Genomic DNA, 23,028 nt, shown 5'->3' with positions numbered 1-23,028 from the left:
GGCTTTGCGGAAACGGAGTTCGGCGAGCGTGCCGACGATTACGTTCGGGATCGTGAGCACCTCTTCGGTCACCGCAGCGGCGCTCGGCGCCATCCTGGTCCTGCCCGTGGTCGCGGTCGCGCCGCCGGCCCGGGCCGCCGCCGCGCCGCACGTGCCGTGTCCCGCGGTGAAGCCGCCGGTACCGCCGCCCGCCGCGCCGTCGCCGCCACCGGTCGATCCCGCCCACCGGGCCGTCGGCGGGCCGGCGCTGGCCACGGCGGGGCTGGCCGTTCCACCGGGTGCGCCGAAGGCACCGGCGGTGACCGCCACCTCCTGGCTGGTCGCCGACCTGGACAGCGGCGCGGTGCTGGGTGGCTGCGCCCCGCACGAGCACCGCACTCCGGCCAGTGTGCAGAAGCTGCTGCTGGCGGCAGCCCTGATGCCCCGCCTCGACCCCACCCTGATGGTCGAGGTGACCCGGGCCGACCTGCGCGACCTCGATCCGGAGAGTTCGCTGATGGGGGTGGTGCCGGGCGGCCGGTACTCGGTGGAGAGCCTGTGGCTGGGGCTGCTGCTCAGGTCGGGCAACGACGCGGCCAACGCCCTGGCGCGGGTGGGCGGCGGGGCGGCCGGCCGGCCGGGCGGCGTGCGGGCCATGAACGAGGAGGCGCGCCGGCTGCGGGCCTACCAGACGCACGCCGCGACGCCCTCGGGGCTCGACGGACCCGGGCAGTACACCAGCGCGTACGACCTCGCGCTGATCGCCCGCGCGACCTTCGGCCGGGAGGACTTCTGCCGGTACATCGCGACCACGCGGGCGCTGATTCCAGCGCAGCCGACCAACCCGGCCTTCGAGATCGTCCACGACCGGACGCTGCTCGGCGTCTACCCGGGCACGGTCGGCGGCAAGACCGGCTTCACCGACCTGGCCCGGCAGACGTACGTCGGTGTGGCCGAGCGTGACGGCCGGCGGCTCGCGGTGACCCTGCTCGGCGCGGAGACCGCCCCGCTGGGCAGCCTCGGCGAGGCGTCCGCGCTGCTCAACTGGGGTTTCGATCTTCCCGACGGCGCGTCCGTCGGCGAGCTGGTCGGCCCGGAGGAGAAGACGTACGACCAGCCCGTGGTCCCGGTGAAGGGCGAGCGGCAGAACGGGGAGTCCTCGTCGCTGTCGTGGCCCGCCGGGCTCGGCCTCGGCGCCGCGCTGGCGTTCGCCGTCCTGGTCCTGGCGATCCCGTGGTGGCGCCGGGCCGCACGCCGGGGAGCCCGCGAACGGTAGGACGCCCGGTCGGGACGGGTCGGGGGCTGCCGAGGCCGGCGGTCCCCGGCATGTGAGGATGCCGCCCATGCGTGCGGTGATCTTCGACGAGTTCGGTGCCCGGCCCGAGGTCCGCGACGTCCCCGATCCGGTGGCGCCGCCCGGTGGCGCGGTCATCCGGGTCGAGGCGACCGGGCTGTGCCGCAGCGACTGGCACGGCTGGCAGGGACACGACCCCGACATCCGGCCGCCGCACGTCCCCGGTCACGAGTTCGCCGGGGTGGTCGCGGCGGTCGGCGCGGGCGTCTGCGGCTGGCGGGCCGGCGACCGGGTGACCGCGCCGTTCGTCTGCGCCTGTGGCCGGTGCCCGGCCTGTCTGGCGGGTGACCAGCAGGTCTGCGAACGGCAGACGCAGCCGGGCTTCACCCACTGGGGCTCGTTCGCCCAGTACGTGGCGGTGCACGACGCCGAGGTCAACCTGGTCCGCCTCCCGGACGAGCTGGACTACCCGGCCGCGGCGGCGCTCGGCTGCCGGTTCGCCACGGCGTTCCGGGCGGTGGTGAGCCAGGGGCGGGTCGCCGCCGGCGAGTGGGTGGCGGTACACGGCTGCGGCGGGGTGGGGCTCTCCGCGGTGATGATCGCGGCGGCGTGCGGGGCGCGGGTGGTGGCGGTCGACGTCGCGCCGGGCGCGCTCGAGCTGGCCGTCCGCTGCGGGGCGGCGGTATGCCTGGACGGCAGTGCGCTGTCCGGCCCGGGCGCGGTGGCCGCCGCCGTCCGGGAGGCGACCGGCGGCGGGGCCCACCTGTCGCTGGACGCGCTGGGCAGCCACGCCACCTGCGCCGCCTCCATCGAGAGCCTGCGGCGGCGCGGCCGGCACGTGCAGGTCGGGCTGCTCCCCGTCGCCCAGGGCCGGCCGGCGCTGCCGATGGAGCTGGTCATCGCGTACGAGCTGGAGCTGCTGGGCAGCCACGGCATGCCCGCGCACGCCTACCCGGAGCTGCTGCGGCTGGTCACCGCCGGGGTGCTGCGCCCCGCCGAGCTGGTCACCCGCACCATCGGCCTGGCCGAGGTGCCCGCCGCCCTGGCCAGCATGGACCGGCCCGCGCCCGGCGGGATGTGCCTGATCCGTCCGAGCTGACCGGGGCCTGCCGACCGGGTGGCGGTCCCGGCCCTTGTCCGCAAGGAGTGAACGGTGGTTCAATCCTTGCGTGGTGTACCGGAGCACCGAGCGGGTGAAGGCCCGGCTGAGCGCCTCGCGCGAGCGGATCATCACCGCCGCGCTGGAGATCATGGCCGGGACCGGATACGCCGGCTGCTCGGTCGCCACGGTCGCCGAGCGGGCGGGCGTGGCCACCGGCACCGTCTACCGCCACTTCCCCACCAAGGCCGACCTGTTCGCCGAGGTGTTCCGCACCGCCTCGCGGCGTGAGGTGGACGCCGTCGCCCGCGCCGCGGCGCTGGAGCGCACCGCCGCCGCGCAGGTGTCCGCCGTCGTCGAGACGTTCGCCGGCCGCGCGCTGAAGTCCCCGCGGTTGGCGTACGCGCTGCTCGCCGAGCCGGTCGACCCGGCGGTCGACGCCGAGCGGCTGGTCTTCCGCCGCGCGTACGCCGACCTGATCGCCGGCTACGTGGCGGCGGGCGTGGCCGGCGGCGAACTGCCGCCGCAGGACCCGGAGCTGACCGCTACCGCGCTGGTCGGCGCCCTGGCCGAGGCCATGGTCGGCCCGCTCGCCGCCGGGGTCGCCGGCCCCGGCACCATCCCCGGTCTCATCACGTTCATCCACCGCGCGTTGGGAGTGTCGCCGTGACGACGCACGAGGTCATCAACCAGGTTCCCCCGCTGGTCGGCTACGACGCGGCGGACGACCCGGCCCTGCTCGACGGGCTCCAGCGGGAGGGCGCCGGGTGGGCCGCCGCCGAGCTGCACGAACTCGGCCGCCTCGGCGGCGGCGAGGCGGCGATCGAGTACGGGCGGCTGGCCAACGACCACCCGCCGGTGCTGCGCACCCACGACCGCTACGGCCACCGGATCGACGAGGTGGAGTTCCACCCCGCCTGGCACGAGCTGATGCGCACGGCGGTCGCGCACGGGCTGCACGCCGCCCCGTGGGCGGACGACCGGCCGGGCACGCACGTGGCCCGGGCCGCCAAGTTCTACACCTGGCGGCCCGACGCCGGGCACGGCTGCCCGATCTCGATGACCTACGCGGCGGTGCCGGCGCTGCGTCACGCGCCGGAGTTGGCCGCGCGGTACGAGCCGCTGCTCACCGCCACCAGCTACGACTTCGGGTTGCGCGCGCCACTGACCAAGCGGGGCCTGCTGGCCGGCATGTCGATGACGGAGAAGCAGGGCGGGTCGGACGTGCGCGCCAACAGCACCAGCGCCCGCCCCGAGCCGGACGGCAGCTACCGGCTGCTCGGGCACAAGTGGTTCACCTCGGCGCCGATGTGCGACGTCTTCCTCACCCTCGCCCAGGCGCCGGGCGGGCTCACCTGCTTCCTGGTCCCCCGCGTCCTGCCCGACGGCACCCGCAACCCGATGCGGCTGATGCGGCTGAAGGACAAGCTCGGCAACCGCTCCAACGCCTCCGCCGAGATCGAGTACGAGCACGCCGTCGCCTGGCGGGTCGGCGACGAGGGCCGCGGCGTCCGCACCATCATCGACATGGTCAACCTGACCCGCCTGGACTGCGTCATCGGCGCGGCGGCCGGGATGCGCCAGGGTGTGCTCACCGCCGCCCACCACGCCACCCACCGGCAGGCGTTCGGCCGCTACCTGGTCGACCAGCCGCTGATGCGCAACGTGCTGACGGACCTCGCGGTCGAGTCCGAGGCGGCCACCGTGCTGATGATGCGGCTGGCCGGCGCGACCGACCGCTCCGCGCGCGGCGACGCCGGCGAGACCGCGTTCAAGCGGCTCGCCCTGGCCGTCGGCAAGTACTGGGTGTGCAAGCGCTGGCCGGCGCACGCCGCGGAGGCGCTGGAATGCCTGGGCGGCAACGGCTACGTCGAGGAGTCCGGCATGCCGCGGCTGTTCCGGGAGTCCCCGCTGAACTCCATCTGGGAGGGCTCCGGCAACGTCGCCGCGTTGGACGTGCTGCGCGCGCTCGGCCGGGAGCCCCAGGTCATGGCGGCGTTCCAGGCCGAGGTGAGTGCCGCCGCCGGCGCCGACGCCCGGCTCGACGCCGCGGTACGCCAGGTGCGGGCCGACCTGTCCGACACCGGTGACCTGGAACTGCGGGCCCGCCGGGTGGTCGAGCGGCTGGCGCTGGTGTTGCAGGGCTCGCTGCTGGTGCGGCACGGGCACCCGGCCGTCGCCGACGCCTTCTGCGCCTCCCGGCTCGGCGGCGACCACGGTCAGGCGTTCGGCACCCTGCCCAGCGGCGTCGACTTCGCCGCGATCATCGCCCGCGCCGTGCCCAAGCTGGGCTGACGCCCCGCCGGTCCCCGGAAATGCGGCGGACGGCGGGGGCGCCCTGGCATAGGTTGGCGGGGTGGAGAGCGTGGCCGTCACCGTCGAGCGCCGGGTCACCGAACGCGGGGAACTGGTGCTGCGCACCGACGCGGGGCACTACGAGGTGATCAGCAACGGGGTGTTCCTGATGGACACCCGGGCCGGGCGGTCCGAGCGGCTGCTGGTCCAGGCGGCGCTGGCGGCGGTACCCGGGCACCCGCGGCTGCTCATCGGCGGGCTCGGGGTGGGCTTCTCGCTGGCGGAGGCGGCCCGCTCGGCGCGGGTCGCGGAGATCACCGTCGTGGAGATCGAGCCGGCGCTGGTCGCCTGGCACCGCAGCCACCTGTCCCGGTTCAGCGAGCACGCCCTGGACGACCCCAGGGTGCGGGTGGTGACCGCCGACATCGTGTCCTGGCTGCGCGGGACCGACCAGCGCTTCGACGCGATCTGCCTGGACGTGGACAACGGTCCGGACTGGACGGTCTTCGACGGCAACGCCGACCTCTACGGGGTCGACGGCGCCGCGCTGCTCCGGTCCCGGCTGCGCCCCGGCGGCGTGCTGGCGGTCTGGAGCGCGGCGCACTCCCCCGGGTACGCGCGACGGCTGGCGGAGCACGTCGGCCCGGTGGACACCCACCGCGTCCCGGTGCCGCGCGGCGAGCCGGACGTCGTCTACCTCGCGCGGGCCCGGTAACCCGGTCGTCAGGCGCGTCCGGCCAGGCTGTGCAGCGCCACCAGGCCGGGCACGGCGGCACGGCCGAGTTCCCGGCCGGTGGCGGGGTCGTACCAGCTCACCGCGCCGGTCTGGCCCACGTGGAGGCGCTCGCCGCCGGGGTTCAGCAGCAGGCCGGCGACCGGCTCGCGGACCCGCCACTGCGCGGCCTGCCCGAGGCCGGCCAGGTCCACGGTACGTACCGTCGTGCCGGCGCCGATGAAGAGGCGGTCACCGTCGGCGGCGACGTGGGCCGCGCCGGTGGCCGTCGCCAGGGTGGCCGTCCGGCGTACCGTCAGCTCCTCGGTGGAGATCTCCGCGACGCCGCCCGAGGCGACGTCGGCGACGTAGAGTCGACGCCCGTCCGGCGTGATCGCCATGCCGTGACCGCTCGCCGGGCCCTCCCCGAACGGGTGCGGCAGGTCGACGCAGTACGCCCACCGCTCCACGAGGTTCAGCGTGTGGACGAACGCGTGCGCGTTGCCCGGCCGGCCGCTGACCAGGTCCCGGGTGTGCCGGTGGCCGGGCTGGTGGGTGTAGAGCGTGTAGAGGGTGCGGCGGTCCGGGGCGAGCACGGCCTGGCGCCCGTCGCCGCGCATCTCCTCCTCGGCGCCCGGCGGCACCGGTGTCTTGGCGCGGGTGGCGAGCGGACCGGGCGCGCCGGTGGCGAGGTCGACCACCCGGACCCGGTAGCGGTCCGGCGCCGCCGCCGGCAGCCACTCGAGGACGAACAGCCCGGTGAGGTCCCCGGTGAACGCCTCGGGTACGAAGTTGCCGCGCAGGTCGAGCCGCTGCCGGACCCCGCCGCCGTCGGCGATCAGCACCGGCGTGACGTCCCGCCCGACCGGACGGCCGGCGGTGACGCGCACCTGCTCCGAGGTGAGGGCCACCGCCGTACCGTGGGCGGCGACGGCCTGCGGCACCCACCGTCCCGGCAGGACGACCCGGGGCGACGTGCGGCCGGTGGCGGTGTCGGCCCGCCAGAAGGCGGTGTCGGCACCCTGGGGCGCCGCCGCGTAGACCGTCCGCCCGTCCGCGGTGGCGACGGCGTGCGGGAGCGTGCGCCGCTCCGCGCCGCGCAGGACGCCGAGGCCGCCGGCGAGTTCGACGAGCAGCGGGTCGGGGATCGCGGCGGCCGGTGCCGTGGCCCCGCCGGTGGGATCGCAGCCGACCAGCGCGGCGGCGCCGGCCCCGGCGAGCGCGGTCAGCAGGGTACGCCGCGGAAACGTCGTCGTGGCCATCATGTCTGGGTGACACCGCCGTGTCCGCCGAGGTTCCGGCCGGCGGGTGGAACCTCGGCGGCGTACGCGGTGTCATGAGGTCAGTCCCCCGGAGGTTGCCCTGGACGACGACGAGTTCGTCACCCGCGCCCGCGCCGGTGACCTGGAGGCGTACGAACTCCTGGTCGCCCGGCACACCGCGTCCGCGCACCGGACGGCGGTGCTGCTCGGCGCGGGCTCGGACGCGGAGGACGTCATCCAGGAGGCGTTCGTGAAGGGATACCGCAAGCTCTCCCGCTACCGGGGGGAGGCGTCGTTCCGCTCCTGGCTGCTGGCCATCGTGGCGAACGAGACCCGTAACCTGCACCGGTCGCGGGGCCGGCGGGACGGGCTGGTGCTGCGGGCCGCGGCGAACCGGGAGCCGGAGGCGGGCGAGGATGTCGCGGTGGGCGCCGTGCTCGCGGCGGAACGCCGTGCCGCGCTGGTCGACGCGCTGCGCCGGCTGCCGGAGAAGGACCGCGAGGTGATCGTCTGCCGGTTCTTCCTCGACCTCAACGAGGAGGAGACCGTGACCATGCTGGGCTGGCCCCGGGGCACTGTCAAGTCACGCACCTCCCGGGCGCTGGTGAAGCTCCGCGCCCTGCTCGACGGTGCGGAGGTCCGCGGTGGATGACCTCGAACGGGAGCTGCGGGCGCTGTCCACCTCGCTGCGCACACCCGAGCCGCCCGACGTCGCCGCCCGGGTACGCGCCCGGCTCACCGCCTCACCCGCGCCCCGGCGGATCCGCTGGCACCGCTGGCGGCTGCACCTCGCCGCGGTGCTCGTCGCGCTGCTCGTCGCCCTGCTGCCACCGGGGCGGGCCGCCGTCGCCGACGCCGTGGCGGGGCTGTTGCGCTTCGCCGGCATCACCGTCGACACGTCGTCGCGGCCGGCCCTGCCCACCGGCACGCCGTCGGCGATGCCGTCGCAGCGGCCCGCCTCCCTGGTCGAGGCGCAGCGGGCGGTGCGCTTCCCGATCCGCGTGCCGACCGCGCTCGGCCCGCCCGAGCAGGTGCTGGTCGCCGACCCGGACGGCATCGGCGGCCACCGGGTCGCCACGCTGCTCTACCGCGGCGGCGCGCTGCGCCTCGACGCCTTCGACGGCGGGCTCGACCCGGTGTTCCAGAAGCAGACGAGCGGGTCCGGCGCGGAGTGGGTGCAACTCGACGGGGACTTCGCCGTCTGGGTCGGCGGCCCGCACGCCGTGGCGTACGTGGACCGCACCGGCACGGTCCGGGTGGAGACCGCGCGGCTCGCCGGCTCGACGTTGATCTGGCAGGAGGCCGGCGTGACCTACCGGCTGGAGGGCGAGGTCACCAAGGCCGAGGCGATGGCGATCGCCGGCACCCTGGACTAACCGCGCTGGAGTTCCTGGACGGTACGGGACAGCAGGCAGAACTCGTTGCCTTCCGGGTCGGCGAGCACGACCCAGCTCACGTCGGGGGGCTGCCCCACGTCGGCGCGTCGGGCACCGAGGGCGAGCAACCGGTCCAGCTCCTCCGCCGTGGACACACCGTCGGCACGCAGGTCGAGATGCAGCCGGTTCTTGATCGCCTTGCCCTCGGGCACCGCCACCACGTCGATCATCGGCCAGGAACGGGGGGCGGCCGCGATGGTGATCACCTCGGGGTCCTCGTCGACGACCTGCCAGCCGAGCACCGAGCACCAGAAGTCGGCGATCAGACGTGGTCGGACGGCGTCGATGACGATGGCGCTGAGACTGCTCGGCATGCCGTCATTCTCCCCCACCGGTGGTGCCGCCCCGACCCGGGCGCGGCGCGGGTCACCCGCAGCGGCCGAGGTGTCGACACCCCCACCCGACACGGTGGAGGGTGTGAGATCGGCGTAACAGGTGATCCGCGAGTGCACCGGGGGGACCCCGACGTACCGTGAGATCGTGCCGACGACAGACGTGATCACCAGCGCCGACCTCGCCGAACTGCGCCGCTCGGCGCTCGGGACGGCCAACCCGCTCGGCGTCGCCGCCGAGCTGGCCGAGGCGGTGGAGCAGGGCCGGCTGGCGGAGCCGGCGGACGCCGGGGACGCGTTGACCCTGGCCGCCGAGATCGCCGAGGTCCGGGCGCGGCTGGACGCCGCACTCCGGTACGCCGAGCGGGCCGTGGCGGCGTACCCGTCCGGGGACGACCCGCGGGCCGGCGCCGCCCGCGCGCTGCGGGCCCGGATCCTGTTCCGGGCCGGTGGCCGGGAGGACGAGGCGATGGCGGACCTCACCGCGCTGCGCCCGCTGCTGACCGAGCAGCCGGACGCGCCCGCGTACCTCAGCGCGGCGTTGGACGCCGGCGGCCGCACCGCGCTGGCCGAGGAGTGGCTGAGCGCGGCGGTCGACACCCTGCTCGGCGAGCGCGCCACCACCGCCGAACCGGCCGGCTCGACCGCTGCCGCCGCCGGAGCGGCGCTGGAGGTCGGCCCGCCGGAGGCGCCCGGCGTGCTGTTCTTCCTGCTGCAACAGCGGCACCGGGTGCGCCGCGACCTCAACCTGCCGCACGACCGCACCGACGACCTCGCCGACCGGCTGGAGGCCCGACTGGTCCGCCGGGCCCAGCAGCGGCAGGCGGCCGAGCCCGACCTGCTCTTCTGGCCCCGGGCCGAGTTCGACCGGCTGCTCGCCGAGCAGGCGGCGCTGACCGAGGCGTACGGGCCGGACTGGGACGCGCACCGGGCCCGCCTGGAGAAGGAGTTGGTGCGGCTGGCCGGGGCCGGCCGCACCGGGCTGCACGTGCTCACCGCATCGGTGGACGGGTTGGTCGGCTACGCCGGCCGGCACGACGGCGACCCGGCCGACCCGGAGGTCCGGGCCGGTTACGCGCGCGAGCTGGCGGCCCGCCCGGCGGCGCGGATCGGCTGGCCGCCGGAGCGCAACGACGCCTGCTGGTGCGGCTCCGGCAGCAAGTACAAGAAGTGCTGCCTGCCGCGCTCCCGCGGCTGACCGGCTCGGCCCGGGCCGCCGGCTCGGTGGTCAGCCGGTGGGGGCGGCGAGCAGCCGGAGGAAGTGCTCGACGGTCCGGGCCATCGCGGTCCGGCCGAGCGACAGGTACGCCCGCGGGTCGGTGCCGCCGGGGTCGTCGGCGAGGCGGCCCCGGACCGCCGCGGTGAACGCGACGTTCAGCGCGGTGCCGATGTTGATCTTCACGATGCCGCCGGTCGCGGCCTGGACGAGTTCGGCGTCGGAGACGCCCGACGAGCCGTGCAGCACCAGCGGCACGTCGACCGCGTCCCGGAGCTTGGCGATCAGCGCGTGGTCAAGGGTGGCCGTCCGGGTGGTCATCGCGTGCCGGCTGCCGACCGCCACGGCCAGCGCGTCCACCCGGGTCGCCGCCACGTACGCCGCCGCCTGGTCCGGGTCGGTACGGGCGCCGGGCGCGTGGGCGTCCAACGGCGCCTCGCCGTCCTTGCCGCCGATCCAGCCCAGCTCGGCCTCGATCCAGAGCCCGTGCCCGTGGGCCCAGTCGGCGGCCCGCCGGGTCGCCTCGACGTTGGCCGCGTAGGGCAGCCCGGCCGCGTCGTACATCACCGAACTCACCCCGGCGTCGGCGGCCTGGCGCAGCAGCGCCTCGTCGCGCACGTGGTCCAGGTGCAGGGCGACGTCGACGGCGGCGGCCCGGGCCACCTCCACGGCGGCCCGGGCGATCGGCAGCACCCGGCCGCCGTGGTACCTCACCGCGTTCTCGCTGATCTGAAGGATGGCCGGGGCGCCGGCCCGCTCGGCCGCGTCCACCACGGCCTCGGCGTGTTCGAGGGTGATGACGTTGAAGGCGGCAGCCGCGCGGCCGGCGCGGGCGGCCCGCGCGACGAGGTCGGCGGTGGCGGTCAGGGGCATGGCGGACTCCGGGGTGTTCAGGTGGTGTGGGGCGTCGGCGTGCGGGTCCCGGCCGGCCGGGGGGCGAGCCGGTGGTAGGTGTCGGCGTCGAACTGGCCGGCGCGGGGCGCCCTCACCGTGGCGGCGGAGAGCGCCACCGCCTCCGCCAGCCGGTGCGGCCACGGCGTTCCGGTGTGGATGCCGGCCGCGATCGCGGCGACGACCGAGTCGCCGGCGCCGGTCGGGTTCCCGGCCAGGGGCGCCGGCGGCTCGGCGCGGAAGGTGCCGTCGGGGGTGACGGCGAGCAGGCCGGCCGGTCCCAGCGACGCCACCACCGCCCGCGCCCCCGCCGCGCGGAGCGCCTCGGCGGCGGCGAGCGGGTCGGGCAGGCCGGTGGCCTCCGCGAGTTCGGTGGCGTTCGGCTTGATCACGTCCGGGCCCGCCGCGAGGCCGGCGCGCAGCGGCGGCCCGGCCGCGTCCAGGATCACCGGCACGCCCGCCCGCGCGGCGGCGCCGGCCAGCTCGGCGTACGCGGTGTCGGGCAGCCCCGGCGGCAGGCTGCCGGAGAGGACCAGCACCGACGCCCCGGCGAGCAGCCGGCGCACCTGCCCGCGGAGTGCCCGCCACTCCGCGTCGGACACCGCCGGGCCGGCCTCGTTGAAGACGGTGGCGTCGCCGCTGCCCCGGTCGACGACGGTGAACGTGCGCCGGCTCTCCCCCGCGGTGTCGACCAGCCGGTGGGCGATGCCGTGCCGGTCGAGGTCGGCGGCGACGGCCGCGCCGGTGAGGCCGCCGCGGAACGCCACGGCGACGGTGGGCAGCCCCAGCGTGTGCAGGACGCGGGCGACGTTGACGCCCTTGCCGCCGGCCTGGGCGGCGACGTCGCTGACCCGGTGGCTGCGGTGCGGCACCAGCGACGCGACGGTGTGCGTGATGTCCAGGGCGGGGTTCAGCGTGACCGTGACGATCATGTCGCGTCCGGGCCGGCCGTGTCAGGGTGCCGCATGACCCCTCCGAGTTTCCACATTGGGGCTGGACCGTAATACGGCGATCGGGCTCCTGGCAACCGGCCGCGTGCCCTGCCGGCCGGGCCGGGCCGACGCAGCCACCGGGGAGTCGCCGCCGACCCTTGACGGTCCACTTCGACAATCATTAAGGTCCGGGCCGTAATGACGCGGACGAACGGAGACAACGATGCCCCTCAGCCGTCGATCACTCCTCGCCGGTAGCTGCCTCACCGGCGCTGCCCTGGCGGTGGGCCACGGATCGCTCGCCACCCCGGCGTTCGCGCAGGACGACGAGCCGCTCACCCCGACCAGTTTCGGTCCGGCGTCCTTGACCGCCGCCGTCCGCGGCGCCGCCGTCATCGGGGACAGCGTCTTCATCACCTCCCGGTTCAACACCCCGGAGGGGAAGATGCGGCTGGGCGAGTTCGACGTCAACACCGGTGAGATGCGCGCCATCGACGACCTGGCCATCCCGAGCAACGGTGGCCAGAAGCTCGCCGCCGACGGCCGGTACGTCTACATCGGCCCGGCCGGCAGCGCGTACGTCCACCGGTTCGACCCGCAGACCAAGGAGCTGGTGGCCTGGGCGCGGGCCGGGGGCAGCACCACCTGGTACTACGACATGGTCGTGCACGGCGAGCACCTCTACCTCGGCACGTACCCCGACTGCACGGTCAAGCGGGTCCGGCTGGCCGACGCGACCGTCGAGACGTACGGCCGCATCTCGACCTCCCAGTACGCGGCGGCCGTGGCGGTCGACGACGAGTACGTCTACGGCGGCTCGGCGGCGCCCGGCACCCTGCTGGTGTGGCCGAAGGCCGGCGGCGCCCCGACCGACCTGACCGCGCACCTCAGCGCCTCGCCGGTCGGCATCCTCGACCTGGTGGTCTCCGACGGCGTCATCTACGTCGCCAGCGGCCGGCAGCTGATCTCGTTCCGCCGCGACGGCTCGGGCCGGGTCTCCCGGGACATCCCGGCCGAGGACCGCTACATCGACCAGCTGACCGTCGGCGGCGACGGCAAGGTGTACGCGCTGACCCGGCTCACCACCAACCTGTACGAGGTGACCGCGGACGGCCTGGTGAAGGTGGGCAAGCCGCTCGCCGACGTGGAGAACCAGCTGCTCGCCCCGCTGCCCGGCGGCGCCCTGCTCGGCGTGAGCGGCCTCGGGCACGTGTGGCGGGCGACGCCGAACGGCGCGGCCACCGTGTGGCAGACCGCCACCCGCGGCTTCGGCTACCCGGAGACCATCCAGTCGATGATGCGGCACACCCGCAACACCGTCTGGGTCGGTGGCCACTACGCGATGACGGTGCACCGCCCGGAGGCCGGCACCAGCCAGCGCTTCGACGTCAACGGCGAGGTCAAGGCGATGGCCGAGGGGAAGGCCGGCACGGTGTACGCCGGCCTCTACCCGAGCACCCAGATCGTGGCGATCGACCCGGACAGCTTCGCCGTCACCGTGCTGGGACTGCTCGGCAACGAGCAGCTGCGCACCAAGCGGATCCACGTCGACCGGCCGCGCAACCAGCTGATCGTCGCGTCCAGCCCGCAGACCACCAAGCACACCGGCGCGCTGACCTTCATCGACCTGTCCGACAACACCGTCGACGCGCACCGGGAGTTCCTGCCCGAGCAGAGCGTGATGGACGTGGTGGTGCAGGGCACCACGGCGTACATCGCGGGCGACACCTACGGCGAGGGCACCAGCGGCCCGATCCGCCGGACCGCGCAGGTGGCGGCCGTCGACATCGTCACCCGCAAGCTGCTCTGGCGCGAGGAGATCAAGCCGGACTGGCAGTCGTACGAGAGTTTGTACGTGGTCGGCAACCTGCTCTACGCGATGGGCCGCCGCCCGCGCGGCGCCTGGTTCGCCTACGACCTGAGCACCCGCACCATCGTGATGGAGGGGGACCTCGGCGGGTACGGCCAGTTCAACGGGGTCGACGGTCGGGTCTTCTCCTGGGTGCACTGGACCAACGACATCTGCGAGCTGCCGACCGTCCCGGGCGGCGAGGTGACCACGCTCTACGACAACGTGCCGCGGGGCTGGTACAACAACCCGGCGTTCAACTTCACCCCGGACGGCAAGGCGACCTGGGGCATGCTCGGCATGGACCTGGCCCGCTTCCCGCTGCCCAGGAGGTAGCCCGGCAGGCGGAGAGGCCGACCGGGCCTCGTCGTGCGTCGGGGGTTCGCGCTCCCGCCGCACGACGAGGCCCGCCGGTCCGTCCGCCCTGCCCTCGTCCGGCGGCAAAGGCGCGAGGCGACCGCACCCGCGTCCCGGAAGCTGTGGCCACCACCCGCGGTTCACCCCGACGCCGGGGGCGGCCCGGTGTAGCCACTGCTCCACCGGAACCGGTTGCTCGGCTGGGCGTACTCCTCGACGACGTGGGCGATCCAGCCCGCCGTCCGGGCGACCGCGAAGATCACCTCCGCGGCGCCCGGGCCCATGCCGGTCGCGTGCGCCAACGCGGCCACGGCGAAGTCGACGTTGGGCAGGGCGCCCCGCCGCGCCGCCGTGGCGATCAGGTCGTCGACGGCCCGCCGCAGCTCGCCCCCGGTCGGCAGCTCCGCGACGAGATCGAGCAGGGCGGCTCCGCGCGGGTCGCCGTCCGGGTACAGCGAATGCCCGAACCCGGGCAGCGCGCCGGTGCGCAACCACTCGGCGATCGAGGCCGGCGCCCCGTCCCGCAGCGCCGCCTCGATCATCCGGTAGACCCGGCTGCCGACGGCTCCGTGCATCGGCCCGTCCAACGCGCCGAGGCCAGCGAGCACCGCCGCGTAGGGGTTCGCCCGGGTCGACGCCGCGACCCGGACCGCGATGGTCGAGGCGGCCAGGTCGTGGTCGGCGAGCAGGACGAGTGCGGCGTTGAGCGCCCGGACGCCGTCCGGGTACGCCGGCGTGCCGGTCAACCGGGACCACAGGCGGGTCGCCAGGCCGTCGTCCGGGGGCGCCCCGCCGACCGGGGGCAGGGCGTCGACCATGGTGGACAGCAGCCCGGGCGCGAGCGCGGTGACCGTGGCCGGCGCCAGGTCGAAGCGGAGCGGGTCCATCGCGGCGGCGACGGCGACGATCACCGGCAGCCGGTCGAAGACCCGGGCCCGGGCGGGCAGGTGCGCGCTGGCCCGCCTCGCCCGCTCCAGGGTCTCCGGGGACGCGGTGAAGGCGGCGTGCCGCCGCTCCCCCGTCCAGAGCCAGTGCGCGACCTCCTCGAACGGCGTCGTCGGCGCGAGGGCGGCGGCGTCCAGCCCCCGGTAGTGCAGCCGCCCGTAGGCGATCAACGTGGTGGCGGTGCGCATCGCCGGGGCGGCGTCGCGTTCCGGCCGGGTCGCCTGCGTACGGGCGGCCAGCCGCTCGACGTCGGCCAGCCGGAACCGGCTCAGCCGCTCGCCGGGAACCTTGACCCGGTCAAGCAAACCCCGGCTGACGTACGCGTAGACCGTCTCCGGCTTGATGCGCAGGCGGTGCGCCACCTCGGCGGTGGTCAGCAGGGGCTCCTCGGGCATGTGGCCATGCTCTCACATTGACTGAATCAATGTTGACTGGCCCGGTTCGCCGACGCGAGGCTGCCGGCATGGCTGACACCATCACCGTTCCGCGCGGGCTCGCCGGCGTCGTGGTCACCGACACCACCATCGGCCACGTCCGCGGCCACGAGGGCTTCTACCACTACCGCCAGTACTCGGCCATCGACCTGGCCGAGCGCCGCACCCTGGAGGACGTCTGGGCGCTGCTCGTCGACGGTTCCCTCCCCACCGAGCCCAAGGCGCTGCACGAGGAGATCGCGCCGCTGCGCCACATCCCGCCCGCGGTCGCCGCCGCCCTGCCCGGCATCGCCGCCGCCTCGTCGTCGCAGGACCCGATGAGCGGGCTGCGCGCCGCGCTGGCCGTCGCCGGCCTCGCCGCCGGAGCCCGCCCGCTCTACGACACCCCGCCCGCGGAACGCCGCGCCCAGGCGATGGCGCTCTGCGCCCTCACCCCCAGCCTGCTGGCCGCGCTGTTCCGGCTGCGCGCCGGGCTGGAGCCGATCGCGCCGCGCGACGACCTGCCGCACGCGGCGAACTACCTGTACATGATCACCGGCGAGGAGCCCTCCGAACTCCACGCCCGGGCGATCGAGCGCTACCTGATCGCGACCGTCGACCACGGCTTCAACGCCTCGACCTTCACCGCCCGGGTCATCGCCTCCACCGGCGCGGACATCTACGCCTGCGTCGGCGGGGCCCTGGGGGCGCTGTCCGGCCCGCTGCACGGCGGCGCCCCCAGCCGGGCCCTCGACACCCTCGACGCCATCGGCTCGATCGACCGGGCCGACGCCTGGTTGCGCTCCCGGATCCGCGACGGCGAGCGGATCATGGGGTTCGGGCACCCGATCTACCGGACCGAGGACCCGCGGTCCCGGATGCTCAAGGGGATCGCCCAGAGCCTCGGCGGTGAGCTGGTGGACCTCGCGGTGGCCGTGGAGGAGCGGGTGCTGTCGCTGCTGGCGGAGCTGAAGCCCGGCCGGGAGCTGCACACCAACGTCGAGTACTACGCGGGCGTGGTCATGCACCTGTGCGGGCTGCCCCGTCAGATGTTCACCCCGACCTTCGCCACCAGCCGGGTCATCGGGTGGTGCGCGAACGTGCTGGAACAGGCCGCGGACTCGAAGATCATCCGGCCGGACTCGCGCTACGTGGGCCCGACCCCGCCACAGCCGGTGCCGTGAGCCGGCCGGCGGGCTGGCTCGGCCAGCTCACCCCCCGGGCCGGCTCTCCGCCCCTCAGCCGGCCCGGCGCCGGTAGGCGCCTCGGGTCTCAGGGCCGCCGTGGCCACCGACCTCAGCCCTCGCCGGTGGCGACGAGCGGGGCACGGGCGCACCGGCGGCAGGCCCGGGCCGAGGCCGCGATCCGGGCGTGCACGGCGAGGGCGAGCACGGCGATGAGCGCGCCGAGCGGCCAGCTCCCGGCCAGCGTCGCCGCGACGGCCAGGGTGAGGGCGCTGGTGGCGAGCGCGGCGGTGGCGGTGGTGCCGGCCCAGGCGACCATCAGCGGCAGCCGGTGCGGGGTGGGCAACCGGCGGGCCAGGGCCCCGGTGACGGCCAGCGCGGCCCCGGCCAGCAGGGCCGCCGCGGCGGCCACGCCACCCAGATGGGCGGCCAGCGTCTGGGCGACCCGGGGCGCGTGCCGGCCCTGGTCGCCGCCGACGACCGTCACCAGCGCCCAGCAGGCCAACAGGAAGGGAACGGCGAGGACGACCGCACGGGCGGTGTGCCGGGCCTGGGCGACGGTGAGTTCCCGCTGGAAGGCGGGCGCGACCTCGTCGACACTGCCGAAGTCGCGCACCGCCTGGCGGGCGGCGTGGTCATCGGGGGTCGCACCACCGGCGAGTGCCGCCGCGGCGTCGGCGAGGCCGTCGCGCGCCTCCGTCAGCATCCGGGCCTTGACCCGGGCCGGGCCGTGCAGGGCGACCGCCAGGGCCGCGAGGTGCTCCTCGATCGGGTCGTGGCCGGGGCCGGCGGGGTCGCGGGCCGTCACGTGGCCGGCCCCGGCGCCGGCGAAGGGTCCAGCACGGCACCGATCGCGCAGGTGAGTTCGCGCCAGGCGGTGCGCTTGTCGACCAGGGCCCGCCGCCCGGCGTCGGTCAGCTCGTAGCAGCGGCGGCGCCGCTCGCCGACCGCCTGCCAGTCGCTGCGCAGCAGGCCGAGCCGTTCCAGCCGGTGCAGCGCCGGATACATGGTGCCGGTCCGCAGCTCCAGGGCTCCGCCGCTGCGCTCGCGGACGGCCGCGATGATCGCGTAGCCGTGCAGCGGCCCCTGTTCGAGCGCGGCCAGCAGCAGCGCGTCGAGGTGCCCGCGAACGGCGTCGTCCTTCATCAGTAGGCAGCCTACCCCTCCTTCCGTAGGTATGCTATCTATTGGGAGCCAATATGTAGGCGACCAACTGAAGGGGAACCGGTGACCAAGCTCCTGCTGTCGGTGCACGTCCTGGCCGCGATCCTGGCGATCGGACCGATCGCCGTGGCCGCCTCGCTCTTCCCGCGCTACGCCGGCGGCGGGGACGACAGCCGGGCACCGGGCGGCCGGGCACCCCAGATCGCCGCGTTCCTGCACCGCACCTGCCGCGTCTACGCGGTCGTCGGGGTGGTCGTCCCCGTCTTCGGCCTCGCCACCGGCGCGCGACTGGGCGTCCTGACCGACGCCTGGCTCGTCACGTCGATCGCGCTGACCGCGGTCGCCGCGGCCCTGCTGGCGCTGGCCATCCTGCCCGGCCAGCGGCGCCTGCTGTCCGCACCCGACGGTGCGGGCGCCGGCGCGGGGCGGCGGACGGCGGCGAGCCGGCTGGCGATGGCCACCGGGCTGTTCAACCTGCTCTGGGCGACAGTGGTCGTCCTGATGATCGTCCGCCCCGGCTCCACGACGGGAGTGTGAGCGGCATGCGTACCCTGCGGATCGTGGCCGCGGTCGAGGCGGTCTCCCTGGTGGTCCTGCTGGCCAACCTGGCCACCGTGCACACCGAGGCGATCACCGCCCTGGGCGGCCCGGTGCACGGCGCCGCCTACCTCGCCGTCATCGCCGGCACCTGGCTGGTCGAGGCCGCCACCCCGGGCGCCCGCTGGCTCGCCGTCATCCCCGGCGTCGGCGGGCTGCTCGCCGTTCGCCGCATCCAGCGGGCCCCCGCGCCGGCCACCGGCGAGGCCGGGGCGAGCTGAGCGGCGGCGTCGACCGCCCGAGCTGCCGGACGGTCACGGCAGGTCGAGGCGGAACAGCTCGGCGGCGTTGCGCCAGGCGACCCGCTCGGCCAGCTCGGGTGACAGGTCGGCGGCGAGCACCGCCCCGTACGCGGCGGCCGGGTCGATCAGCGTGGCGTCGGTGCCGAACAGCAGTCGGCGCGGGTCGACCGCCGCCGCCACCGCGGCGAAGCGACCCGCCTCGGTGTGCGAGAAGCACGGCTCCAGCCAGAGCCGGTCCACCGAGTTGGCCGCCTCGACGGCGTGCCGCCAGCCGTTCGCGCCCATGTGCCCGGCGATGGCGCGCGCCCCGGGCACGTCCGCGACCGCCTGGGCCAGGTCGAGCGGGGTGGTGTCCCAGGTGTGCACGAGGGCGGGCAGCCCGTGCGCGGTGGCCAGTTCCAGCGCGGCGCGGGTCTGCGGCGAGTTCGCCGGCGAGCCGGTGTAGTCGGTGTGGATCTTCACGCCGACGAACCGGCCGGTGGGCAGCAGCTCGCGCAGGTCCCGCTCGGCGTCGTCCAGCCGGCGCGGGTTGACGGTCAGGTAGCCGAGCAGCCGGTCGCTGCTCTCCAGCACCCGGGCCATCGCCCGGTTGCCGGCGGCGACGTCGTAGATCACCGCCTCGGTCGCGGAGACCACTGCCAGGTCGATGCCGTACCGGTCCATCACCGCGAGGTTGGTGGCGACCGCGCCGACCTCCATGCTGAAGAACCACGGCCCCCAGTGGGCGTGCACGTCGATGATCATTTGGCCAGCCCCAGGATCCGGCGGGCGTTGCCGCCCGCCACCGCCGCGACCGCGGACGGGCCGAGCCCGCCCCGGGCCAGCCGCAGCCGCGGCACGACGGGCTCGTAGAACGGCGTACGGGAGCCGTAGAGCAGGCGCTCGACGCCGAGGTGCGCGGCGACGGTCTCCAGCGCGTCCGGCGAGTTGAGCAGCCGGGTGGAGGTGTGGAAGCCCGGCTCGTCGCGGGCCGCCACCACGAAGTCGCCCAGGTGGTAGAAGTGCGTGTCGAGGAAGACCACGGTGGCGCCGCACAGCGGCCGCCAGAACCGGCGCACGTCCCCGCCGGTCAGGATGACCAGGCCGGCCTCGGTGGCCCGGCGGGCGACGTGCCGCACCGACGGGAAGTCGGGCTCCACGCGCTGCTCGTCGGGGAAGAGCCGGACGGCCCGGAAGCCGCGCTCGGCGAGCCGGGCGACCTCCCGCTCGGCGCCGAGGGGGTCGCGCAGGTCCAGCCCGCCGACCGGCAGCACGCCCGGGCCGGCGAGGGCGGCCACCTCGTCGTTGCCGCTGCGCACGTCGAACAGGGCCGCCCGCAGGCTGGCCACGGCCGCCCGCTCGACGCCGTTGGCGGCCAGCATCGCGGTGACCGCCGCCGGTTCGCCGGTGGGGCCGGGCCGGTCGGCGTACCGACCGACGAGCACGTCGATGTCGAGGGTGACCGGCGCCAGGTCGTCGGCCACGAACGGGTTGCCGGTCACCGGCACCCCGCCACTCGCAGCACCCGGTCCCGGTCGCCCTCGGGCAGCGCCGGGGCGTGCGGGTCGACGGCGTGGGTCGCCGGGACCCGCCCTTCCGCGGCGGCGATCCAGAGCATGCGTTGCACGTACCCTTCCATCGGTGCGGTGAAGGTGACCTCGGCCAGCCGGTCGAGGTCGGCGGAGGCGGTGAGGAACTCGTCGTACCGCTTGTCGGCGTAGGCCCGCAGCGCCCGGGCGGTGACCGGGACGGCGGCGGCGGCCAGGCCGACCAGGGCCGCCTCGGCGCCCCACATCAGCGACGGCCCGAACATCCGGTCCTCGCCGGTGACCGCCAGCCGGTCGGCCCGGTGCGCGGCCGCCAGGGCGGCCTGGCAGGCGATGGCGTCGTGCAGCCGGGCCACCTTCACCCCGGCCACGCCGGGGTGGTCCAGCAGCGCGGCCAGCGCCGGCTCCGGATACGGCCGCAGGTAGAGGTCGAAGGCGAGCAGCGGCAGGCCGGCCGCGCGCCAGAGCGCGTCGTGGTGGCCGACCGGGTCGTCGTCGACCGGGAAGACCAGCAGTCCGGCCGCGCCGAGGGCGGCGGCCCGTTCCGCCTGCGCGGCCACCTCGTCGGTGCGCTCCCCCGGCCGGCCGCCGACGCCGACGATCACCGGCACCCCGGTCTCGACGGCACGCCGGACGACCAGGTCGCGGGTGGCCTCGTCGAGGTACGGGCCGCGCCCGGTGTGCGCGAGCACGGCCAGCGCGTCCGCCCCGTCGGCGACCAGCCCGTCCAGGTAGCGGCCGAGGACGTCCGGGTCGACGGCCCCGGCCGCGCCCACCGGCGTGGCGGTGGCGGCGATCAGCCGCCAGCGCAGCCGGTCGCGCAGCGCGGCGGCGGTCGGCGCGATCACGAGGTCACCGCGGCGCGGACGGCCCGGGCGATCTCGTCGACGTGCGCGTCGGTGTACCGCTCGTTCCAGTCGATGACCAGCAGGGTCTGCTCGATCAGCCGTTCGGCGACCGGGCACGCGCCGGGTCCGTAGGTCGGCAGCCGGTCGGCGGGCGGCACGGTGAGCGGGAAACGGGAGTTGCCGTAGACGGGCGCCTCGGTCAGCGCCGGCGCCCAGTGCAGGGGCTGTTGCAGGTAGCCGGCGCGGGCGGGGATGCCGGCGGCGGCGAGCTTCCCGGCCACCTCGTGGTTGGTCAGCGGCGGCTCCAGCACGATCGGGAACAGCCACCAGGCGTGCGCGTCGACGTCCGCCGGCAGGTGCAGGCCGGGCAGGCCGGCCAGCGCGTCGACCAGCCGCCGGGCGGTGCGCCGCCGGTCGGCGAGCACGCCGGGCAGCTTCGCGAGCTGGGCCCGGGCGACGGCGCCGGCCAGCTCGGTCATCCGGTAGTTGAGGCCGAGGCTGACGTGCCGGCGGGCCTCGTCGCGCGGCCAGCCCTTGTCGGCGAAGAGCCGCATCCGGCGGGCCAGCACCGGGTCGTCGGTGATGGTCAGGCCGCCGTCGCCGCAGGTGATGTGCTTCCACTGCTGGAGGCTGAAGCAGCCGATCGCGCCGGCCGTGCCGGCGAGGGTGCCGTCCGGGTAGCGGGTGAGCCAGGCCTGGGCGCAGTCCTCGATCAGCGGCACGCCGGCCGCGTCGGCGACCGCGCGCAGGTCGACGGCGGCGCCGAAGAGGTGCACCGCGAGGATCGCCCGGGTACGCGGCCCGATCGCGGCGGCCACCGCCGCCGGGTCCAGGTTGCCGGTGTACGGATCGACGTCGGCGAACACCGGCACCGCGTTCTGCGCCAGAATGGGCGCGACCGTGCCGAAGTCGCTGATCGGAGAGGTGATGATCTCGTCGCCGGGGTCCGGCGCGACGGCCGCGACGGCCAGATGCAGGGCCGCCGTCCCCGAACTGGCGGCCACCGCGTGCGACACTCCATGGCGGTCGGCCATCTCGCGCTCCAGGGCGCGGACCTCCGTGCCCCAGACCGAGCTGAGCATGCCCGACTGGAGCACCCGGCTGACCGCGGCCAGCTCCTCCGTGCCGATCGTTCGGCCGCTGGCGTCGGCCATGCTGGGAAACACGTACCCTCCCGGGCTTTAGTAATACCGGGCCTGACCGTAATCTTGTGCTGCGAACAATGCAACCCCCGACAGGAGGCAGCGGTGACCATCGAGATCGGGGTCATCGGTCCGCACGACCTGGTCGACGACGTGGCCGCCGCCTGCGAGGAGCAGCCCGGCGTCACCGCCCGTCGACTGCACTACGACCACGAGTCGCAGGCTCCGGCGATCGTGGAGGCGCACGCGGGCCAGGTGGAGGCGTGGCTGTTCACCGGCGTGGTGCCCTACACCCTCGCCCGGGAGGCGAACTCGCTCAACCGCCCGGCGGTCTTCGTCGACTACACCGGCGCGACCCTGCTCCAAGCCGCGGTGCGGCTGCTGCGCGCCGGGCACGACGTCACCCGGATGTCGATCGACACGGTGACCGGCGCCGACGTCGCCACCACCTTCGGTGAGGCGGGGCTGCCGGTGGACCGGGTCCGGTCGCTGCCGTACCGCAGCGGCCTCGACTCCGACGACGTGGTCGCGTTCCACCGCCGGCAGCACAAGGCCGGCGCGGACGTCGCGGTCACCTGCATCAGCTCGGTCTACGAGGTGCTGCGCCACGAGATGCCGGCGTTCCGCCTGGCCCCGTCGAACCACTCGGTGCGCACCGCGCTGCGCCAACTGCTGCTCCAGGTGGGCAGCCAGGCCCAGGAGGACGCCCAGATCGCGCTCGGGCTGGCGAACCTCTCCGACGGCGACGACGGGCTGCTCAAGGAGGTGGCCGGGCTCGGCGGCACGCTCGCCCGGTTCGCCCCGGACACGTACCTCATCGTCACCACCCGGGGTCCGCTGCACGACGCCACCGGCGGGTTCACCGCGCTGCCGATGCTGCGCCGTCTGGCCGACCGGCACGAGACCGTACAGATCGGCTTCGGCCTGGGGCGCAGCGCGGCGGAGGCGGAGAACCTGGCCCGCCGGGCGCTGAGCCGGGCCCGCCGGGTCGGGCCGACCACGGCGGTGCTGTCGCTGCGCGGCGAGACCGACATCGTGCTGGAGTCGACCACCCCGCCGCCGGCGCCGTCGGAGGTGAACCTGGCGGTCATCGCCCAGCGGGTCGGCCTGTCGGTGCCCACCCTGCTGCGGCTGCGGGAGGTGCGCACGGCGGTCGGCGACGAGCCGCTGACCAGCCGCGAGGTGGCCGACCAGCTGCGGGTGCAGCAGCGCACCGCCCGGCGCATGCTGCACCGGCTGGAACTGGCCGGCCTGGCCGAGCGGACCGGCAACCTCGCCTCCGGCACCAGCGGCCGCCCCCTGACCCTCTACCG

Annotated in this window: 24 protein-coding genes; 13 read left to right on the top strand and 11 right to left on the bottom strand. The window is 75.6% G+C overall.

The annotated features are described in order from the left end of the window. Positions 1–52: 52 nt before the first annotated feature. The 5 genes from Q3W71_RS26070 to Q3W71_RS26050 all read left to right on the top strand — a co-directional run bounded on the left by Q3W71_RS26070 (position 53) and on the right by Q3W71_RS26050 (position 5,382). A complete protein-coding gene (locus tag Q3W71_RS26070) occupies positions 53–1,255 on the top strand; it encodes a D-alanyl-D-alanine carboxypeptidase family protein (RefSeq protein WP_302922112.1) in 1,203 nt (400 codons plus the stop codon). Between the two features lie 67 nt (positions 1,256–1,322). Then, a complete protein-coding gene (locus tag Q3W71_RS26065) occupies positions 1,323–2,372 on the top strand; it encodes a zinc-dependent alcohol dehydrogenase family protein (RefSeq protein ID WP_302922111.1) in 1,050 nt (349 codons plus the stop codon). 70 nt (positions 2,373–2,442) lie between these two features. Next, positions 2,443–3,042: a TetR/AcrR family transcriptional regulator gene (locus Q3W71_RS26060; protein WP_302922110.1), complete on the top strand. Its 600-nt coding sequence runs from the start codon at positions 2,443–2,445 to the stop codon at positions 3,040–3,042. Further along, complete coding sequence (locus tag Q3W71_RS26055) at positions 3,039–4,667, top strand: acyl-CoA dehydrogenase family protein (RefSeq protein ID WP_302922109.1); 1,629 nt, start codon at positions 3,039–3,041, stop codon at positions 4,665–4,667. The genes Q3W71_RS26060 and Q3W71_RS26055 overlap by 4 nt, the downstream gene beginning before the upstream one ends. Before the next feature lie 61 nt (positions 4,668–4,728). Next, complete coding sequence (locus Q3W71_RS26050; RefSeq protein WP_302922108.1) at positions 4,729–5,382, top strand: spermidine synthase; 654 nt, start codon at positions 4,729–4,731, stop codon at positions 5,380–5,382. 8 nt (positions 5,383–5,390) lie between these two features. Here the strand turns inward: Q3W71_RS26050 and Q3W71_RS26045 are convergent, their stop codons facing one another. Next, complete coding sequence (locus tag Q3W71_RS26045) at positions 5,391–6,641, bottom strand: YncE family protein (protein ID WP_302922107.1); 1,251 nt, start codon at positions 6,639–6,641, stop codon at positions 5,391–5,393. A gap of 46 nt (positions 6,642–6,687) precedes the next feature. Here Q3W71_RS26045 and Q3W71_RS26040 point away from each other — a divergent pair, with 46 nt between their 5' ends. Then, positions 6,688–7,293: an RNA polymerase sigma factor gene (locus tag Q3W71_RS26040; RefSeq protein ID WP_302922106.1), complete on the top strand. Its 606-nt coding sequence runs from the start codon at positions 6,688–6,690 to the stop codon at positions 7,291–7,293. Continuing rightward, positions 7,286–8,017: a hypothetical protein gene (locus Q3W71_RS26035; protein WP_302922105.1), complete on the top strand. Its 732-nt coding sequence runs from the start codon at positions 7,286–7,288 to the stop codon at positions 8,015–8,017. Before Q3W71_RS26040 ends, Q3W71_RS26035 begins: the two co-directional genes overlap by 8 nt. Here the strand turns inward: Q3W71_RS26035 and Q3W71_RS26030 are convergent. Continuing rightward, the gene (locus Q3W71_RS26030) at positions 8,014–8,391 is read right to left on the bottom strand and encodes a VOC family protein (RefSeq protein WP_302922104.1); all 378 of its coding nucleotides are present in this window, start codon (positions 8,389–8,391) and stop codon (positions 8,014–8,016) included. The genes Q3W71_RS26035 and Q3W71_RS26030 overlap by 4 nt on opposite strands. A gap of 166 nt (positions 8,392–8,557) precedes the next feature. Between Q3W71_RS26030 and Q3W71_RS26025 the strand changes: the two genes are divergently transcribed. Next, entirely contained in the window at positions 8,558–9,607 is a 1,050-nt protein-coding gene (locus Q3W71_RS26025) for an SEC-C domain-containing protein (RefSeq protein ID WP_302922103.1), read from the top strand. A 30-nt stretch (positions 9,608–9,637) separates the two neighbouring features. On the opposite strand, the gene Q3W71_RS26020 is transcribed toward Q3W71_RS26025, so the two are convergent. Continuing rightward, on the bottom strand, positions 9,638–10,498 hold the full coding sequence (locus Q3W71_RS26020) for a class II fructose-bisphosphate aldolase (protein ID WP_302922102.1): 861 nt from the start codon (positions 10,496–10,498) through the stop codon (positions 9,638–9,640). 17 nt (positions 10,499–10,515) lie between these two features. Continuing rightward, entirely contained in the window at positions 10,516–11,448 is a 933-nt protein-coding gene (locus Q3W71_RS26015; RefSeq protein ID WP_302922101.1) for a 1-phosphofructokinase family hexose kinase, read from the bottom strand. A gap of 223 nt (positions 11,449–11,671) precedes the next feature. Between Q3W71_RS26015 and Q3W71_RS26010 the strand changes: the two genes are divergently transcribed. Continuing rightward, positions 11,672–13,633: a YncE family protein gene (locus Q3W71_RS26010; protein ID WP_302922100.1), complete on the top strand. Its 1,962-nt coding sequence runs from the start codon at positions 11,672–11,674 to the stop codon at positions 13,631–13,633. A gap of 161 nt (positions 13,634–13,794) precedes the next feature. Here Q3W71_RS26010 and Q3W71_RS26005 read toward each other — a convergent pair whose 3' ends face one another. Beyond that, positions 13,795–14,994: a citrate synthase gene (locus tag Q3W71_RS26005; protein WP_302922099.1), complete on the bottom strand. Its 1,200-nt coding sequence runs from the start codon at positions 14,992–14,994 to the stop codon at positions 13,795–13,797. Positions 14,995–15,062: 68 nt separating this feature from the next. Between Q3W71_RS26005 and Q3W71_RS26000 the strand changes: the two genes are divergently transcribed. Next, a complete protein-coding gene (locus tag Q3W71_RS26000) occupies positions 15,063–16,196 on the top strand; it encodes a citrate synthase (protein WP_302922098.1) in 1,134 nt (377 codons plus the stop codon). 112 nt (positions 16,197–16,308) lie between these two features. Here the strand turns inward: Q3W71_RS26000 and Q3W71_RS25995 are convergent, their stop codons facing one another. Together Q3W71_RS25995 and Q3W71_RS25990 are read right to left on the bottom strand one after the other, a co-directional pair. Then, complete coding sequence (locus Q3W71_RS25995) at positions 16,309–17,004, bottom strand: permease prefix domain 1-containing protein (RefSeq protein WP_302922097.1); 696 nt, start codon at positions 17,002–17,004, stop codon at positions 16,309–16,311. Then, complete coding sequence (locus Q3W71_RS25990; protein WP_302922096.1) at positions 17,001–17,342, bottom strand: helix-turn-helix transcriptional regulator; 342 nt, start codon at positions 17,340–17,342, stop codon at positions 17,001–17,003. Before Q3W71_RS25990 ends, Q3W71_RS25995 begins: the two co-directional genes overlap by 4 nt. Before the next feature lie 81 nt (positions 17,343–17,423). Here Q3W71_RS25990 and Q3W71_RS25985 point away from each other — a divergent pair, with 81 nt between their 5' ends. Beyond that, positions 17,424–17,897 (top strand): hypothetical protein, encoded by a 474-nt coding sequence (locus Q3W71_RS25985; RefSeq protein WP_302922095.1) that lies wholly within the window; start codon positions 17,424–17,426, stop codon positions 17,895–17,897. 5 nt (positions 17,898–17,902) lie between these two features. Then, positions 17,903–18,178, top strand: a complete 276-nt coding sequence (locus Q3W71_RS25980) for a DUF3817 domain-containing protein (protein WP_302922094.1) — start codon at positions 17,903–17,905, stop codon at positions 18,176–18,178. 33 nt (positions 18,179–18,211) lie between these two features. Here Q3W71_RS25980 and Q3W71_RS25975 read toward each other — a convergent pair whose 3' ends face one another. From Q3W71_RS25975 to Q3W71_RS25960, 4 genes are read right to left on the bottom strand one after another with little or no spacing between them, the layout of a single operon-like run. Then, a complete protein-coding gene (locus Q3W71_RS25975; protein ID WP_302922093.1) occupies positions 18,212–18,943 on the bottom strand; it encodes an amidohydrolase family protein in 732 nt (243 codons plus the stop codon). After that, positions 18,940–19,680: an amidohydrolase family protein gene (locus Q3W71_RS25970; RefSeq protein ID WP_302922092.1), complete on the bottom strand. Its 741-nt coding sequence runs from the start codon at positions 19,678–19,680 to the stop codon at positions 18,940–18,942. Before Q3W71_RS25970 ends, Q3W71_RS25975 begins: the two co-directional genes overlap by 4 nt. Then, positions 19,677–20,573, bottom strand: coding sequence for a dihydrodipicolinate synthase family protein (locus Q3W71_RS25965; protein ID WP_302922091.1), 897 nt, complete (start codon positions 20,571–20,573; stop codon positions 19,677–19,679). Before Q3W71_RS25965 ends, Q3W71_RS25970 begins: the two co-directional genes overlap by 4 nt. Beyond that, on the bottom strand, positions 20,570–21,739 hold the full coding sequence (locus tag Q3W71_RS25960; RefSeq protein ID WP_302922090.1) for a DegT/DnrJ/EryC1/StrS aminotransferase family protein: 1,170 nt from the start codon (positions 21,737–21,739) through the stop codon (positions 20,570–20,572). The genes Q3W71_RS25965 and Q3W71_RS25960 overlap by 4 nt, the downstream gene beginning before the upstream one ends. 81 nt (positions 21,740–21,820) lie before the next feature. On the opposite strand from Q3W71_RS25960, the gene Q3W71_RS25955 reads away from it, so the two are divergent. Further along, positions 21,821–23,028 (top strand): hypothetical protein (locus tag Q3W71_RS25955; protein WP_302922089.1); only part of this gene is annotated, 1,208 nt, incomplete at its 3' end.

Origin of the sequence: Micromonospora sp. C28SCA-DRY-2 (genome assembly GCF_030519475.1) — a bacterium.
Lineage (GTDB): Bacteria > Actinomycetota > Actinomycetes > Mycobacteriales > Micromonosporaceae > Micromonospora.
This window is presented reverse-complemented; position numbering and strand designations above follow the sequence as displayed.